The sequence below is a fragment of the Terrabacter sp. Soil811 genome (assembly GCF_001429655.1).
Classification (GTDB): Bacteria; Actinomycetota; Actinomycetes; order Actinomycetales; family Dermatophilaceae; genus Terrabacter.
Genome location: NZ_LMSX01000012.1, coordinates 72,324 through 88,157, shown reverse-complemented (window position 1 = coordinate 88,157; position 15,834 = coordinate 72,324). Strand labels below are relative to the sequence as shown.

Genomic DNA, 15,834 nt, shown 5'->3' with positions numbered 1-15,834 from the left:
AGGGCTCGTGCTCGGGGCCGATGCACGGCCCGACGAGCCGATCCGGGCGACGAGGAGGGGGCGGTCATGCGCATCGCGGTGCTGGGCACGGGCGGGATCGGCGGCTACTTCGGCGGGCGCCTCGCGGCGTCCGGGCACGACGTCACGTTCGTCGCGCGCGGTGCCCATCTCGAGGCCATCCGCGACCACGGCCTCGTCGTGACGAGCGTCGCCGGCGACGTCACCGTCGAGCCGGCCCAGGTCACCGACGACGTGGCCTCCATCGGGGTGGTCGACGTGGTCCTGCTCGCCGTCAAGACGTGGCAGCTCCCACCGGTCCTCGAGTCGCTGCCCTCCCTCGTGGGCCCCGACACGGCCGTCGTCACGACCCAGAACGGCGTCGAGGCGCCCGACCAGGTCGCCGGCGTCGTCGGACGCGCCGCCGTGCTGCCCGGCATCGCCAAGATCTTCGCGTTCATCGACGGCCCCGGCCGTATCACGCACGCCGGCGGTCCGGCCTCGCTGGCCTTCGACGAGTGGTCGGCCGCTCCCGGCGCCGCCTCCGACCGCGTCACGCGGCTGCGCGAGGCCATCACGGGGTCCGGCGCCGTCTCGCCGGTGCCCGACGACATCTGGGCCGAGCTGTGGTCCAAGATGCTCTTCGTCGTGCCCTTCGGGGGCCTCGGTGCCGCCCTCGACGCGACCATCGGTGAGCTCCGCTCGCAGCCGCCCCGTCGCGCGCTCCTGCAGGATGCGATGCGGGAGGTGGAGACGCTGGCCCGGGCCCGCGGCATACGCCTGCCCGAGCGCGTCGTCGCGGGCACCATGGCGTTCGTCGACGACCAGCCGGCCGACGCGACGACCTCGCTCCAGCGCGACCTGCTCGAGGGCAGGCCATCCGAGCTCGACGCGTGGACGGGCGCCGTCGTGCGCCTCGCCGGCGAGTCGGGTGTCGACGTCCCGCTGCACCGGCTGCTCCTCGAGGTGCTCACGTCACGCCACCCGGGAGCGCTGCTCGGCTGACCCCGGGACCCCGCCCCTGGCGTACGCCCTCGGCGGGCGCGGTGCGGTCGTGACGGTCAGAGGTCGGGGCGGCACACCCCGCGGCCGAGGATCGCCAGCCCGCGCCGGTCCCCGTCGGCCGGTCCGGCACCGGCGCCGCCCGTCAGCGACATCAGCTGCGACCCGTCGGAGACGTGGTTGAGCCCGAGGACGTGACCGATCTCGTGCTCGACGACGGCCCGCGCGGAGTCCCGGCGACCCGCCGCGAGCAGGTCGTCCATGGCCTTGGCATCGAGCCAGACGGAGCCGGTGACGTAGACGAGGGCCCCGTCGCCGGCCGCGCGCGGCGTGCTCCCGCCGAGACCGACCGTGCCGCCCGCGAGCCGCGGGATCTGGTCGGGCGTCGCGAACGCGATGTAGACGGGCGCCCAGCGGTCGCCGTAGCGGTCCGGCTGGTACGGGTCGCGCTCGGGCGCCGGCGCCTCGTCGGTCAGGCCGTCGTCGACGAAGCGCAGCCCGCTCGCCTCCGACATCGTCGCCACGGCCTCGCGCACGAGGGCGTCGCCGCTCGGCGGCAGGCCGACGGTGCTCGTCGTGAAGTGGATCGGCCGGCAGGGGTCGTAGGCCACCGGGTCCGTGCCGTTCGCCTGCATCCGCATGAACGTGTAGCCGCCCGTGCCGCCGGGCATCGTCGGCGGGGCGCCGAGCGGGGCCTGGGCGGCGCCGATGCCCGCGGGCGGCGAGTCGACGCCGAAGCCGTGCCGCGAGTCGAACGGTCGGGCCTGCCACAGCCAGAGCGGGACCAAGACGGCCAGGACGGTGAGGACCACGGCGCCGAGCCACGCGGGCCGACGGCCGCGGGACGCGCTCGCGCCGGTGGCTCGGTGCCGACCGGGTGCGCGGACGAGGGACCCCTGACGCATGTCTTGCATGGTGCCGTGAACCGTCCGTCCTGTCGCCCCGAGAGCGTTCGCTAGCCGGCGCCTCACGCGCGACTCCTCATCCCGTACCCAACGGGACGCTGCCTCGGGCGCCCACATGGGCGTCGGCTAGGTTCTGCGTCCGTGGAGTGGTTCGAGGCAGTGCGCGAGCGGGTCGTCCCGGCGACGGGCGACGTCGCCCTGGCGGCGCCTCGCCTGCTCGTCGTCCTCGGCGTCGCGCTCGTGCTCGTCGCCGTCGAGCCCCTCTGGCGGGTCGTCCGGCTCGCCGTCACCCTCGTGCACGAGCTCGGTCACGCCGTAGTCGGGGTGCTCGTCGGCCGCCAGTTCACCGGCTTCGTCCTCCGGGGCGACATGTCCGGCCACGCCGTGACCCGGGGCCCCGTGCGCGGCGCCGGTCGCGTCGCGTCGACGTGGGCCGGCTACCCGATGCCGGCGCTGCTCGGCGCCGCGATGGTGTGGGCGGCCGAGCGCGGCTGGGCGGCCCCGGTCGTCACGGCCGGCCTGGCCGTCCTGCTCTTCGCCCTCGTCCGGGTCCGCTCGGCGCTCACCGTCGTCGTCATGGCCGTCGCCATCGCCGGCTCGGCGGCGCTGTGGTGGTGGCGCGACGACGCGCTCCAGACCCAGGTCCTCGTCGGCCTCGGCGTCGTCCTCGTCATCGGCGCGTGGCGCCACCTCGTGGCCGTGCTCCAGGACCGGAGCAGCGGCAGCGACCCCGGGGTCCTCGCCTCACTGACCCACCTGCCCCGTTCCGTCTGGAACGTCTCGTTCGTCGTCATGTGCGCTCTCGCGACGTGGGTCGTCACCGCCGAGGTCGTCGCCACCCTGCGCTGAGCGGTGGACGGCGGCACCGACGATCGACGCACCGAGAAATGGGTAAGCGGTGCTCGGGTGGGGCCAGGGGGAGCCACCCGAACCACCTCGGGGGGACGCCGCATCCGGTGCATGGATGACCGCGGCAGCGGCCCGGCGGCATATACAGGGGGACCCAGGTATGCCGTCGGGCTGGGCCGCCCTCGAACGCGTCGTCGCGCTGCGGCGCGTCGCGTCGGTTCGCGTCAGTTCAGTTCGCGTCAGTTCAGGCTGAAGGGCGGGATCGGCGCCCGGCCCACCGCGCCCAGCGCGGAGGCGAACTCCCGCTCGCGCCGGACGAGCCGGATGCCGAGGCGCAGGCGGGACTCCGTGTCGCTGCTCGCGAGGAGGCGCTGGCGGTCGGCCACGTCGAGGCTCACGGTGTCCGGCACGGCATACGCCAGGGACCGGTCCTCGGTGGGGAGCTCCGGCTCGGCTCCGGTGGCCGCAGCGAAGGCGGTGAGCTCGGCGCGCAGCCGCGCCGCGAGGACGGTGATGGCCGGGACGTCACCGTCGGGCTCGGGCAGCCACGTGATGCGGGCCGTGGTGTACGGGGTGCCGGCGGACTCGTCGATCGCGTCGAGGCGGAAGCGGTCGGTGCCCTCCGAGACGGCGAGGAAGCGCTCGCCCTCCAGGGCTGCCGCTTGGACCAGCAGGGCACCGCAGCCGACGGGGTGCAGGGCGCGCACACCGTCGTCACCGACCTCGAAGCCCTCGCGGATCGCGATGACCCCGAAGACGGGCAGACGCTCGTCCTGGCCGTCGAGCAGGTCCTTGAGCAGCTGGACGTAGCGCGGTTCGAAGATCTGCAGCGGCAACCGCGCACCGGGCATGAGCACGGTGCCGAGTGGGAAGAGCGGCAGGGTCGCCATGGAAGCCAGACTAGGTCGGAACGGCGACCGTGGCAGGTGGGCTGTCGAGCCCTGGGTGCCCGGTGGGGCGCTCGGTCCCGACGCTCAGTCGCGGACCCCGGACGGCATGGCCTGGGTGGCGCCGAGCTGGTCGGCGGTCACGGCCGGGCCCGAGCCGGTGCGCTGTCCCGGGTCGCGGACCTCGCCGTGGAGCTCCTCCACCTCGTCGAGCATCTCGGCGGGCGAACCGTTGATGGCCGTCGCGAGACCCAGGGCCAGACCGCGCAGCTCCTGGTCGCCGAGGCCGAGGCGGACCGCCACCGCGGCGGCGTTGGCCGGACGCTTCTCGGGGTCCTTCTCGAGACACTCGGCGATGAGGTCGCGCAGGTCCTCGGGGACGTCGTCGGGCAGCGGCGGGGGCGGCTCGTTGACGTGGCTCAGGGCCGTGGCGATGGGGGTGCCGCGGTCGAAGGGGCGCTTGCCCACGAGCATCTCGTGGCCGACGACGCCGAGGGCGTAGAGGTCGCTCGCGCCCGTGGCCGCGTGGCCGAGGGCCTGCTCGGGGCTGATGTAGTTGGGCGTGCCGAGCATCTCGCCGTGCTGGGTGTGCCCGGACGCGTCGAGGGCGCGCGCGATGCCGAAGTCGGTGAGCTTCACGAGGCCGTCCTCGCGGACCATGATGTTGGCCGGCTTGATGTCGCGGTGCACGACGCGGGCCTCGTGGGCGACGCCGAGCGCGAGCGCGGCCTGGCCCATGATCGAGCGGACCTCGGCTGGAGGCAGCGGGCCGCGCTGGTTGAGCACGGCCGAGAGCGGCTCACCGGAGACGAGCTCCATGACGAGGAAGGCGAGGCCCTGGTCCTCGCCGTAGTCGAAGACCGTCGCGATGTTCGTGTGCAGCAGCGCCGCGGAGTGGACGGCCTCGTCGCGGAAGCGGAGCGCGAAGAGCCGCTCGTGGTCGGCGTCGGGACGCATGACCTTGACCGCGACCTCGCGCCGCAGCACCGAGTCGGTGCCGGCCCAGACGTCGGCCATGCCACCGGAGGCGATGCGGCTCACCAGGTGGTAGCGGTCGCCGAGCACGAACCCTTCCTGCAGGCGGTTCATGTCAGTGGCACCGGGGCCTTTCGGTCTGAAGGTGCACGTCAGTTGACATCTCAGGGGCCTTCGTCAGCGGTCATGGTACGGGACCCGGCGATGATTGAACATTCACGGGTTTGGTCTCTGCTGAACCGTGCCCCCGGGCACGGCTCCCGCCTACATACCCCTCGGGTCAGCGCCTCGAACACCCGTTTTGTGTCGCGTACGCCGATGCCCGGCGGCACACGATGGCGTATGCCGCCGGGCCGGGTCGGTCGTCGACGTGGCCTGGGTGGGTCCATGGGACGACGGGTCGAGCGAGGCGATCAGGCGAGGCGACCAGGCGGTGCCACGCGGGGTCAGGCGGGACGGCGCCGGTTCGTCGAGGCGATGAGGAGGCCACCCGCGACGACGACCGCTGCGGCGACGCCGAGACCGACCACGGGCAGGTCGGACGGCTTGGGCGTGGGCAGGACGATCCGGCGCGCCACGGGTGCGACGACGGCGGATGTGCCCTGCTCGGCGGAGTTCGCCGATCCCGCGCCGGAAGCGGAGGACGCAGAGGATGCAGACGACGCGTCGGTGCAGGACACGACGGACCCGCCACCGACGTAGCCGCAGCTCGTCGACACGGACGAGGGCTGCGAACCGGAGACCGGATCGGGTCGCTCGGAGGCGAGGACCGGCCCGGCGACGGCCAGACAGACGAGAGCGGAGGTGCCGAGCGCAGCGGCTGAGCGACGACCGAGTCGAGTGCTGGTGGAGGACTGACTGGACATGTGGCGCTCCTTTCACGTGGAGAGTCGACCCCGCACGGCCGCGCCATGGACCGCGATCGCTCCCGGGGGCGCCGGGCCTTCGAGGATTCCGTCGGGCCGTGACCGGAGCTGATCGAGCTGGGTGAAAGGCAGACGCTCGATGTGGCGGTCAGATACCGAATTCGTCTGGTGTTGTGGCAGATCTCGGCGCGAGGGGGGAACCGTCGCCTCCGCTTCGCTCCGGCTCCTCCCAAATCCGCCTGCTCCATACGCGTGAAGACGAGGGCCCCCAGACAGCACGAAGGGCCCCGACCACATAGGTCGGGGCCCTCGTCTTCACGCGTGCGCGAGGGGGGATTTGAACCCCCACGCCCTTTCGGACACTGGCACCTGAAGCCAGCGCGTCTGCCATTCCGCCACTCGCGCGTGACAAGCAGACAGTGTGCTGTATGAGGCCCGCTATCGCCAAACCGGGCCCACGCTCAGCCGGCCACCTGCTCCGCGAACGTCCCTTCCAGACCGTCGAGGACGGTCGTGCGACGGCCGATGGAAGGCGTGATGGTGCTGCGTCCGGTGGGGTGATCACGCCACCGGAGGCAGGACCATCACGCACACCAAAGCGCGCGTGCTGCTCAGGAGCGGGACCGGGCGCCGCCGTGCGGCTCGCCCAGCCGGTAGTCGGGCGTGGCGAAACCACCTCCGAGCACCCCGGGCGGACGGCTCGGGTCGCGCTGCTCGACGCCCGCGGCATACGCCTCCGCGTCGTCCTGCGGGTCGAAGCCGATCGCGAGTCCGGGCGCCAGGTCGACCCGGAGCCGTGTGTTGCGCGAGACGCCCCACACGACGTGGTGACCACCGGCCGACGTCGTGAGCGTCGCGAGCACGAGCCGCGCCATGTCGTCGGGGGAGAGCCACGACTGGAGCGAGCGCGGGCCGCCCGGCGCGTCGTCGAAGGTCATGATCCGGGCGCTGACGACCGTCATCGCGAAGCGGCCGGCATACAACCCACCGAGCGCCTCGAGCGCCGCCTTGCTGACGCCGTAGTACGTGTCGGGCGCCGGGAGCGGCATGCCCTCGGCGGCACCCGGCGAGTCCACCGGCACGTAGCCGGCCGCGTGCACCGAGCTCGCGAGGAGCATCCTCGTCACCCCCGCCCGCTGCGCCGCCTCGCACACGGCGTGCGTGCCGTCGATGTTGACGGCGAGGATCTCGGCCCAGGACCGCTCGTCGGAGTGCGCGCCGAGGTGCACGACGAGGTCGGCGCCGGCGAACGCCGCCGCGTGGCCGTCGACGTCGCGCAGGTCGCACTCCACGGCTCGCTCGGCCGCGGTGTCGACGTCGCGGACGACGACCCCGAGGCCGTCGCAGAGGACGAGCCGGTGGCCGGCCGCGCGCAGTCGCGGGCGCAGCGCCGTCGCGATGCGCCCGGCGGCTCCGGTCAGCGCGATGAGGGCCACGTCAGCAGCCTCCCCGACCGGGCGACAAGCGTCAGAGACCGTCGACGACGACGGCAGCCATCTCCATGCACGACTGGTGCGTCTTGGGGCTGATCTTCAGCGGGTCGAGGTGCAGGCCCGGTGCGAGCATCGGGTCGTAGGGGATGTCGACGACCGCGCGCACCCACTGCTCGAAGTGCTCGCGGGTGTGCACGCCGGCGCCGACGTCGTTGCCCTTGGCCGACGTGTGCGAGATGACGCAGACGGCGTTGCGCACGAGGTCGCCCCGGCCCATCGCGACGAGCGCGTCGAGGTTCTTGGCCGCGACGACCGACGTGTCGTCCTTGAGCGACGTCGCGAAGACGAGCATGTCGGCGCGGGCTGCGGCCGCGAGCCAGTTCGGCGACAGACGGTTGTTGCCGGTGTCGACGACGATCATCCGGTAGAAGCGCGAGAGCTGCGTGTGGAGGTTCTCGAACTCCGACTCACCGATGATGCGCATCGCCTCGTCGTCGTCGGCCGAGGCCAGCACGTCGAAGCTCAGGCCCCGCTGCTCGCGCACCCAGTGCTCGAGCTCGGACGTGCCGGCGTTGGGGTCGTTGGCGATCGTCGGCAGGGCACCGAGCAGGTCGACGACCGTGCGGTGGTGGCTCTGCGACGGTGCGCGCATGCCGAGGGTGCCCTCGGTCTCGTTGTTGTCCCACGCGAGCACCGAGCCCGAGCGGTAGCGGCCGAGGTAGCTCGCGAGCATCAGCGTGACGAGGGTCTTGCCGCCGCCGCCCTTGGTGTTGATGACCATGATCGTCTTGCGGCCGTTGAGCGGGCGGGCGATCCGGTCGATGCGGTCGCGCTCGAGCATCTCCTTGACGCTCGGGCCGAGGCCGAACGCCTTGCGCAGGCCGGAGTTGGCCTTGACCTTCTGGCGCTCACCCTTCGACCGGGCCGTGATGAGGTCCTCGGCGCTCGGGCGGTCGGAGTTGCCGGTGCGCGCCGCGGGGGTCAGGTCGTAGGACGGCTCCGCAGGGGACTCGACGTCGTGGCCGAGCTCGGCAGCCGCGGCGGCCACGTCGGGGTCGACGGCCGGCCGGGCGGCATACGCCTCCTGCGCCGCGGAGTGGTCGGTGGACGCCGCGGCCGAGGGACCGGGCACGGTGCCCGCCGCGTAGTCCGCGAGGCTCGCCCCCGCCGGGGTCCACCCGGTGTACGTCTCCTCGGGCTCGTCGCTGCTCGCGGCCGGCCACTCGGCGGTACCGGGGTCGGAGGGGTGCCAGTCGGTCCACGAGTTCGTCGCGCCGGAGGCGCCGGACGTGTCCGAGGCGCTCTGGGTCGAGCCGTTCTGGGCGTGGCCGTTGAGCTCGTGGGCGTCGCCGGCGGCGCTCTCGCCGCCGTACTCATAGGAGGCGGTCCAGTCGTCGGAGGCCGATGCTGCGTCGCCGGCGGCGACGGTCGGGATGGCACCGGTGTCGCCGGACTGCCAGGAGGTGTCCTCCCACGTCGAGCTCCACGGGTCGGCCGGCGCCTCGTCAGGCTGGGCCACGCCGGCGGTCGCCGTCGGGATGGGAAGGGCGAAACCACCCGGGATGGAGTTGTTCGCCGAGAAGCCGGGGATGCCCTGGCTCTCGGTGTTTCCGGTCTCGTCCTTGCTCATCGAGCGCTCCTTGCTGGCCTAACCACGTGCGGGAACCCGCCGCGGGACCCCGGGTGATCGTCCCATGCTTCCGTCGCACATCAAACCCGCCGACCGGGGCTCACGGGGGCGAAACGGACGTTTCGCGGCACCCCGCGCCGACTGTCGGTTGGAGGCTCGGGGTGCTGACCCGGTTACGATGAAGCGCCCGACAGGAGCGCTCACCAAGGACGAGGAGACGGCGTGGGAATCATCAACCGTGTCGAGCACGGTCTCGCCAAGGCTGTCCACGGTGCCTTCGCCAAGGCGTTCAAGTCCGAGGTGCAGCCCGTCGAGATCGCCTCGGCGATCCGCCGCGCCATGGACGACCGGGCGGCGCTGCTCGGCCACGGCCGGGCCATGGTGCCCAACCTCTACACGATCGAGCTGAGCCAGACCGACTACGAGCGGCTCGGCGACTACGAGGACGACCTGTCCGACGACCTCGTCGCCGCGGCGCAGGAGCACGCCGACTCGCAGGGCTACCAGCCCGGCGGCCCGCTCGAGGTCGCGCTCGTCGAGGGCGAGGGGCTCGAGACCGGTGTCTTCCGCGTGCGCCCCGCCACCGCCAAGCAGGCCGGGCGCGAGTCCGCCTCCCGCGAGCCGGCCCCGGCCGCACCGCGGCCGCAGGCCACCAACGGCACGGCCATCGACGAGGCCCCGGTCCACCGCCCGGCACCCCGCTCCAACCCGTCCGCCCGTCCGTGGCTCGACATCGGCGGGGACCGCTACCCCCTCCTCGGCAGCCTGACGACGCTCGGCCGCGACGAGACCGCCGACATCGTCATCGACGACCCCGGGGTGTCCCGCCGCCACAGCGAGATCCGCGTGACGACCGACGGCCCGCACCTCGTGACCTCGATCCGCGACCTCAACTCCACCAACGGCACCTTCGTCAACGGCGAGCGCGTCTCGAGCCAGCGGCTCCAGGACGGCGACCGCCTGACGATCGGCCGCACGTCCGCGACCTTCCGCGCCGGACGCCGGTGAGCGCGATGACCCCCTTGGACGGCCCTCCGCTGATGACATCTGGTGACGCATGAGTGAACTCACCCTGACCCTGCTGCGGCTGGGTCTGCTCGCGCTGCTGTGGATCTTCATCTTCAGCGTCGTCGGCGTGCTGCGCACCGACATCTACGGCACGGCGGTGAGCCGTCGCGGGCAGCGCAAGGCGCTCAAGCAGGCCGCGAAGCAGGACCGCAAGGCGGCCCCGAGACGTACGCCTTCCCCGGCGGCCGTCGGTGCCGGCGCGGCGGGTGCCGCCGCCGTCACCCCCGAGGCGCCCGCTCGCAAGGGTCGCCGCGGCAAGGGCAACCCGACGACGCTCGTCGTCACCGAGGGCCCCCTGACCGGGACGTCGCTGCCCCTGCGCAGCGGCGGCATCCTCATCGGGCGCAACCCCGAGTGCGCCCTCGTCCTCGACGACGACTACGCCTCGGGCCGCCACTGCCGCATCCATCCCGACCCGTCGGGCCGCGACGGCTGGGTCGTCGAGGACCTCGGCTCGACGAACGGCACCTTCATCGGACGCGACCGGCTGACCGGGGCGCGACCCGTCGAGATCGGCACCACCCTGCGGATCGGCAAGACCGTCCTCGAACTGCGAGGCTGACCGGATGGCCATCGCTCTGCGCTATGCCGCGCGCTCCGACCTCGGCCTGGGACCCAAGTCCCGCAACGAGGACTCGGGGTATGCCGGGCCCAACCTGCTCGTGCTCGCCGACGGCATGGGCGGCCACGCCGCAGGCGACGTCGCCAGCTCGATGATCGTCGGCGAGCTCGCCCCGCTCGACGAGGAGGACGTGACCGCCGACCAGGCGATCCCGCTCCTGGAGGAGGCCCTCCACGCGGCGAACGCCAAGCTCACCAAGGCGATGCGGGAGAACGCCGACCTCGCCGGCATGGGCAGCACGACCATCGTCATGCTGCGCACCGGCAACAAGCTCGCCATGGCGCACATCGGCGACTCGCGGGCGTTCATGCTCCGCGGCGACACGTTCTCGCAGATCACGAAGGACCACTCCTTCGTCCAGCAGCTCATCGACGAGGGCCGCATCTCCAAGGAGGACGCCGGCCACCACCCGCAGCGCTCGGTCGTGACCCGGGTCATGACCGGCCAGCCCGACGACGAGCCCGACACCTCGCTGCGCGAGGCCAAGATCGGCGACCGCTTCCTGCTCTGCTCCGACGGCCTGTCCGACTTCGTCGGCGCCGACGTCATCGAGGAGATCCTCCGTGAGGCGCGCACGCCCGACGAGGCCGCCGACCGGTGCATCGAGGTCGCCCTCAAGGCCAGCACCCGCGACAACGTCACGGTCATCGTCGCCGAGGTCGTCGACGCCGACGGTGACGACCTGCCCACCACCGTGCCCCAGGTCGTCGGCGCCGCCGGCAAGCGGATGCGGGGCCGCACCCGTGCGATCCCGACGAGCCCTGCCGAGAAGGCCGCCGCCCTGTCGCGCGAGGCCACGGGCCGCGCCGAGCCCGACGACGACTCGCTCGAGCTCGCCGAGGACCACACGCGCTCGCGCCGCTCCAAGATCGTGCTGCGCACCATCGGCGTCATCGTCGTCGCCGCGATCCTCGTCGGCGGCGGGTATGCCGCCTGGGCCTGGTCGCAGAAGCAGTACTACGTCGCGACCGACGGAGCGCACGTCGCGATCTTCCGCGGCGTCTCCCAGGACCTCGGACCGATCAGCCTCTCCCACGTCGAGTCGCCGTCCGACGTCCTCGTCTCCGACCTGCCGAGCGACGTCCAGGCCTCGGTCGGCAACACGATCCCCGCGCGCGACCTCGCCGACGCACTCGTCAAGGTCGCTGCGTTGCGCGGCGAGGCGGAGCGCTGCCAGCGCCTCGCCGCCACCGGCACGCCGTGCGGCACGTCGCCGACACCGACGCCGGTGCCCACGACACCCCCGACGACGCCGAGCCCGAGCACGACGCTGCCGATCCCGCGGCCGTCGACGTCGCGCCCGAACCCGTCGATCACGACGCCGCCGGCCGTGGCCGCGCCCGCCGTCCGCCTCGTGGCACCCCTGGGGAGCCTCGCGTGACGACGACCGTCGAACCCCTGACCCCGCGGACGCGCCGCGGCGCCGAGCTGATGCTCCTGATCCTCGCGATCGGCATCGTGCTGCTCGCCTGGGTCACGACCGACCTCAACCGCAACGGCACGGTGCCGGCCAACATCATCCCGATCGCCGGCGGCTTCACCGCGCTCGTGCTTGCCGTCCACCTCGTGCTGCGCTGGAAGGCGGCCTACGCCGACCCGGTGCTCCTGCCGATCACGACCGTGCTCAACGGGCTCGGGCTCGTCATGATCCACCGCCTCGACCTCGCCCGCGGCAAGCTCGGCACCGACGGTGACGCCTATCGCCAGATCATCTGGACGACGCTCGCCGTGGCCCTCGCCGTGGCCGTCCTCTTCGTGCTGCGCGACCACCGCCTGCTCCGCCGCTACACCTACGTGACGATGGCCGTCGGCTTCGTGCTGCTCCTGCTGCCGCTCGTCCCCGGCATCGGCCGCACGATCAACGGCTCCCAGATCTGGATCTCGATCGGCCCGCTCAACTTCCAGCCGGGGGAGTTCGCCAAGATCGCCCTCGCGATCTTCTTCGCCGGCTACCTCGTGCAGACCCGTGACGTGCTCTCCCTCGCCGGCAAAAAGGTCCTCGGCTTCACCTTCCCGCGCGGGCGCGACCTCGGCCCGATCCTCGTCGCGTGGGTGCTCGCGCTGCTCGTCCTCGTCTTCCAGAAGGACCTCGGCTCGGCGCTGCTCTTCTTCGGTCTCTTCGTCGCGATGCTCTACGTCGCCACCGAGCGCGTCTCGTGGATCGCCATCGGCCTGCTGCTCTTCGCCGCGGCCGTCGCCTTCGCCCTGTCGGCCTTCACGCACTTCCAGAAGCGCGTCGACCTGTGGCTCGACCCCTTCTCGCCGGACAACCTCGAGCGGTCCAACCAACTGGCCAACGGCCTGTGGGGCATGGCCTCCGGCGGTCTCACCGGCACCGGGCTCGGCGCGGGTCGGCCCTACCTGACGTCCTTCGCCGAGAGCGACTTCATCTTCCCGAGCCTCGGGGAGGAGCTCGGCCTCTTCGGGTCCGTCGCGATCATCGTGCTCTACCTCATCTTCTGCGAGCGCGGCATCCGCACCGCCCTCGGCGTGCGTGACGGCTTCGGCAAGCTGCTCGCCATCGGCCTGTCGTTCTCCGTCGCCTTCCAGCTCTTCATCGTCATCGGCGGCGTCACGCGGGTCATCCCGCTGACCGGCCTCACGACGCCCTTCATGTCGCTCGGTGGCTCGTCCCTGCTCGCGAACTGGGTGATCATGGCGCTGCTGCTGCGCATCTCCGACCAGGCCCGAAGGCCGATGCCCGAGATCCCCCTGGGTGTCGCCGCCGACGAGCCGGCCCCGGCCGAGGTGACCCAGGTGGTGAGGCTGACGTGAACACCCCCATCCGCCGCCTGTCCGTGGTCATCGCCGCGCTCTTCACCGCCCTCCTCGTCGCGGCGACGATGGTGCAGTTCACGCAGGCGAAGACGCTCAACGGGATGGCGTCCAACAAGCGCACCCTGCTCGACAGCTACTCCCGCGAGCGCGGGTCGATCATCGTCGGCGGCCAGGCCGTCGCGAAGTCGGTGCCCGTCCAGGACCAGTACCGCTTCCTGCGCACCTACCCCCAGGACGAGCTGTACGCCCAGATGACCGGCTTCTACTCGTATGCCGTAGGCGCCCCCTACGGTCTCGAGCACGCCTCCGACGACCTGCTGTCGGGCGATGCCGACACCCTCTTCGTGCGGCGCGTCACCGACCTCATCACGGGTCGCAAGACGTCCGGCGCCACGATCGAGCTGACGATCGACCCCAAGGCACAGGCTGCGGCCGACAAGGCCCTCGGCGACAACAAGGGCGCCGTCGTGGCCCTCGACCCGAAGACCGGGGCGATCCTCGCGATGGTGAGCCACCCGTCCTACGACCCCAACCCGCTCTCGAGCCACGACCTCACCAAGGCCTCCAAGGCCTGGCAGACGCTGTCCAACGACAAGGACAAGTCCTACCTCAACCGCACCATCAACGGCGTCTACCCGCCCGGGTCGACCTTCAAGGTCATCACGGCGGCCGCCGCACTCGAGAACGGCGTCGTCAGTGACGAGAACTCCTCCGTGCCCGGCCCCGCCGAGCTCGACCTGCCGCTGACGAGCACCAACCTGCCCAACGAGGACGGCCGCCCCTGCGGGCCGGGCGACAAGACGACGCTCATCCACGCGCTCGAGATCTCGTGCAACACGACGTTCGGCTCCCTGGGACTCGAGCTCGGTGGCGAGAAGATCCGCGCCCAGGCCGCGAAGTTCGGCTTCGGTGACGCCCTCCAGATCCCGATGCGCGTCTCGGTGAGCTCGGTCCCGGCCGACCTCAACGCCCCGCAGGCCGCCCAGGCCGCGATCGGGCAGTACGACGTGCGCACCACGCCGCTCCAGATGGCCATGGTCGCGGCCGGCATCGCCAACCAGGGCCGGGTCATGACGCCCTACCTCATCGACTCCGTGCGCAGCGCCAACCTCGACATCATCGAGTCGACGCCCGACCCGGTGGAGCTGTCGCAGGCGACGTCCGAGCAGACCGCCTCGACCCTGACCAAGATGATGGTCTCCGTCGTCGACCACGGCAGCGGCGCGCGGGCGCAGATCGACGGCGTCGAGGTCGCGGGCAAGACCGGCACCGCGCAGCACGACCCGGGCAAGCCCCCGCACGCGTGGTTCATCTCGTTCGCACCGGCCACCAACGCCAAGATCGCCGTCGCCGTCGTCGTCGAGGACGGCGGCGTCACGGGCAGCGAGATCGGCGGTGGCCGCGTCGCCGCCCCGATCGCCCGCCAGGTCATGGAGGCGGTGCTGGGCCGATGACCCTCTCCACCGGCGCGACCCTCGGCGGTCGCTACACCCTCGGCACGGCAATCGCCTCGGGCGGCATGGGCACCGTCTGGGAGGCCATCGACGAGGTGCTCCGGCGTCCCGTCGCCGTCAAGGTCATGCGCCCGCAGGGCCCCGAGGACGACGCGTTCCTCGAGCGCTTCCGCGACGAGGCCAGGGGCAGCGCCTCGCTCCACCACCCCAACATCGCGTCCGTCTTCGACTACGGCGAGGAGGACGGCACGGCCTACCTCGTCATGGAGCTCGTGCCGGGACGCACGCTCGGCGAGATCATCCGCGAGAGAGACGGCGGTATGCCGGCCGAGGAGGTGCGCTCGCTGCTCGGCCAGGCCGCCCTGGCCCTGTCGGCGGCCCACGAGGCCGGCGTCGTGCACCGCGACGTCAAGCCCGCCAACATCATCGTCACGCCCGAGGGGCAGGCCAAGCTCACCGACTTCGGGATCGCCCGGGTCGGTGACGGGTCGGGGCACACCCTGACCGGCGAGGTGCTGGGCACTCCCGACTACATCAGCCCGGAGCAGGCCCTCGGCGAGCCGGCGACGGCCTCGAGCGACATCTACTCCCTCGGCGTCGTGGCGCACGAGATGATCACCGGCCGCAAGCCCTTCGACATGGGCACGCCCGTGGCGACCGCGATCGCGCAGGTCAACGACCCGCCGCCCGAGCTGCCCTCGACGGTGCCGCTCGACCTGCGGGAGGTCGTCGACGCGTGCCTCGCGAAGTCCGCCTCCGACCGCCCGGCCGACGCGCGCGCGGTGGCCGAGGCCGCCGGGGTGCCGCTCGGGTCCCTGCCCGGGGTCACGCCACCTCCGGCGGCGGTCGACTCCACGACGGTCATCCCCGCGGCCGACCCGACCCGCGCGCTGGCCGGGACACCGGCTGCAGGAGCCGGCCGCGCCGGTGGCGCTGCGGCCGGACTCGTCTCTGCCGCACGGGAGCTCGTCGGCGCCGAGCGTCGCGGTCGGTTCACGCGCCCCTCGGAGACCGCCACGGAGCCTTCGGCGGGACGTCGCTGGGCGTGGCTGGCCGTCCCGGCCGTCGCCCTCGTGGCGTGGGGCGCCTTCGCGCTCGGCAGCGTCATGAACGGCGCCGCCGCGAGCCCCGCCGCCCGCCCGACGCCCCCCGCGACCACCACTCCGGCCACGTCCGCGGCCCCGACCACGACTCCGACCGCGAGCGCCTCCCGGACGACGACGACGGCCGCGCCGACCCGCACGGCGACGAAGGCCACCGCCGCCACGAAGCAGACGAGCACCAAGCCGCAGCCCGCCCATGCCGGCAAGGGCAAGGGAAAGGGCAAGGGCAAGTGACATGACCGACCAGCCCGAGCAGCGCGATCCA

Annotated in this window: 14 protein-coding genes and 1 tRNA gene; 8 read left to right on the top strand and 7 right to left on the bottom strand. The window is 72.6% G+C overall.

Features of this window, described 5'->3' with window-relative positions; all coding sequences use genetic code 11:
* Positions 1-66: 66 nt before the first annotated feature.
* On the top strand, positions 67-1,002 hold the full coding sequence (locus ASH01_RS20505; RefSeq protein WP_056780570.1) for a 2-dehydropantoate 2-reductase: 936 nt from the start codon (positions 67-69) through the stop codon (positions 1,000-1,002).
* A gap of 56 nt (positions 1,003-1,058) precedes the next feature.
* Here ASH01_RS20505 and ASH01_RS20500 read toward each other — a convergent pair whose 3' ends face one another.
* Entirely contained in the window at positions 1,059-1,904 is an 846-nt protein-coding gene (locus ASH01_RS20500) for a hypothetical protein (protein ID WP_056780567.1), read from the bottom strand.
* A 141-nt stretch (positions 1,905-2,045) separates the two neighbouring features.
* On the opposite strand from ASH01_RS20500, the gene ASH01_RS20495 reads away from it, so the two are divergent.
* A complete protein-coding gene (locus ASH01_RS20495) occupies positions 2,046-2,753 on the top strand; it encodes a M50 family metallopeptidase (protein WP_056780563.1) in 708 nt (235 codons plus the stop codon).
* Between the two features lie 239 nt (positions 2,754-2,992).
* On the opposite strand, the gene ASH01_RS20490 is transcribed toward ASH01_RS20495, so the two are convergent.
* From ASH01_RS20490 to ASH01_RS20465, 6 genes are all read right to left on the bottom strand, one after another.
* Positions 2,993-3,643, bottom strand: a complete 651-nt coding sequence (locus ASH01_RS20490) for an LON peptidase substrate-binding domain-containing protein (protein ID WP_056780561.1) — start codon at positions 3,641-3,643, stop codon at positions 2,993-2,995.
* A gap of 84 nt (positions 3,644-3,727) precedes the next feature.
* A complete protein-coding gene (locus tag ASH01_RS20485; protein WP_082620043.1) occupies positions 3,728-4,729 on the bottom strand; it encodes a serine/threonine-protein kinase in 1,002 nt (333 codons plus the stop codon).
* 332 nt (positions 4,730-5,061) lie between these two features.
* Positions 5,062-5,481, bottom strand: coding sequence for a hypothetical protein (locus tag ASH01_RS20480; RefSeq protein WP_056780557.1), 420 nt, complete (start codon positions 5,479-5,481; stop codon positions 5,062-5,064).
* A 322-nt stretch (positions 5,482-5,803) separates the two neighbouring features.
* Positions 5,804-5,886 (bottom strand) — tRNA-Leu (locus tag ASH01_RS20475).
* A 206-nt stretch (positions 5,887-6,092) separates the two neighbouring features.
* A complete protein-coding gene (locus tag ASH01_RS20470) occupies positions 6,093-6,917 on the bottom strand; it encodes an NAD-dependent epimerase/dehydratase family protein (protein WP_056780554.1) in 825 nt (274 codons plus the stop codon).
* Positions 6,918-6,948: 31 nt separating this feature from the next.
* Entirely contained in the window at positions 6,949-8,544 is a 1,596-nt protein-coding gene (locus ASH01_RS20465) for a MinD/ParA family ATP-binding protein (RefSeq protein WP_056780552.1), read from the bottom strand.
* A gap of 222 nt (positions 8,545-8,766) precedes the next feature.
* Between ASH01_RS20465 and ASH01_RS20460 the strand changes: the two genes are divergently transcribed.
* From ASH01_RS20460 to ASH01_RS20435, 6 genes are read left to right on the top strand one after another with little or no spacing between them, the layout of a single operon-like run.
* Positions 8,767-9,552, top strand: coding sequence for an FhaA domain-containing protein (locus ASH01_RS20460; RefSeq protein ID WP_056780549.1), 786 nt, complete (start codon positions 8,767-8,769; stop codon positions 9,550-9,552).
* 49 nt (positions 9,553-9,601) lie between these two features.
* Positions 9,602-10,174 (top strand): FHA domain-containing protein FhaB/FipA, encoded by a 573-nt coding sequence (locus tag ASH01_RS20455; protein ID WP_056780547.1) that lies wholly within the window; start codon positions 9,602-9,604, stop codon positions 10,172-10,174.
* Between the two features lie 4 nt (positions 10,175-10,178).
* Positions 10,179-11,615 (top strand): PP2C family protein-serine/threonine phosphatase, encoded by a 1,437-nt coding sequence (locus tag ASH01_RS20450; RefSeq protein WP_056780544.1) that lies wholly within the window; start codon positions 10,179-10,181, stop codon positions 11,613-11,615.
* Complete coding sequence (locus tag ASH01_RS20445) at positions 11,612-13,009, top strand: FtsW/RodA/SpoVE family cell cycle protein (protein WP_082620067.1); 1,398 nt, start codon at positions 11,612-11,614, stop codon at positions 13,007-13,009. Before ASH01_RS20450 ends, ASH01_RS20445 begins: the two co-directional genes overlap by 4 nt.
* The gene (locus ASH01_RS20440; protein WP_056780541.1) at positions 13,006-14,466 is read left to right on the top strand and encodes a peptidoglycan D,D-transpeptidase FtsI family protein; all 1,461 of its coding nucleotides are present in this window, start codon (positions 13,006-13,008) and stop codon (positions 14,464-14,466) included. The genes ASH01_RS20445 and ASH01_RS20440 overlap by 4 nt, the downstream gene beginning before the upstream one ends.
* On the top strand, positions 14,463-15,803 hold the full coding sequence (locus tag ASH01_RS20435; protein ID WP_056780538.1) for a serine/threonine-protein kinase: 1,341 nt from the start codon (positions 14,463-14,465) through the stop codon (positions 15,801-15,803). Before ASH01_RS20440 ends, ASH01_RS20435 begins: the two co-directional genes overlap by 4 nt.
* Positions 15,804-15,834: the final 31 nt, after the last annotated feature.

What these genes read in the sequence shown, in the direction of transcription:
- ASH01_RS20505 (WP_056780570.1), top strand. Translation starts at nt 67, where the DNA reads ATGCGCATCGCGGTGCTGGGCACGGGCGGGATCGGCGGCTACTTCGGC.
- ASH01_RS20500 (WP_056780567.1), bottom strand. Translation starts at nt 1,904, where the DNA reads ATGCGTCAGGGGTCCCTCGTCCGCGCACCCGGTCGGCACCGAGCCACC.
- ASH01_RS20490 (WP_056780561.1), bottom strand. Translation starts at nt 3,643, where the DNA reads ATGGCGACCCTGCCGCTCTTCCCACTCGGCACCGTGCTCATGCCCGGT.
- ASH01_RS20485 (WP_082620043.1), bottom strand. Translation starts at nt 4,729, where the DNA reads ATGAACCGCCTGCAGGAAGGGTTCGTGCTCGGCGACCGCTACCACCTG.
- ASH01_RS20480 (WP_056780557.1), bottom strand. Translation starts at nt 5,481, where the DNA reads ATGTCCAGTCAGTCCTCCACCAGCACTCGACTCGGTCGTCGCTCAGCC.
- ASH01_RS20465 (WP_056780552.1), bottom strand. Translation starts at nt 8,544, where the DNA reads ATGAGCAAGGACGAGACCGGAAACACCGAGAGCCAGGGCATCCCCGGC.
- ASH01_RS20455 (WP_056780547.1), top strand. Translation starts at nt 9,602, where the DNA reads ATGAGTGAACTCACCCTGACCCTGCTGCGGCTGGGTCTGCTCGCGCTG.
- ASH01_RS20450 (WP_056780544.1), top strand. Translation starts at nt 10,179, where the DNA reads ATGGCCATCGCTCTGCGCTATGCCGCGCGCTCCGACCTCGGCCTGGGA.
- ASH01_RS20435 (WP_056780538.1), top strand. Translation starts at nt 14,463, where the DNA reads ATGACCCTCTCCACCGGCGCGACCCTCGGCGGTCGCTACACCCTCGGC.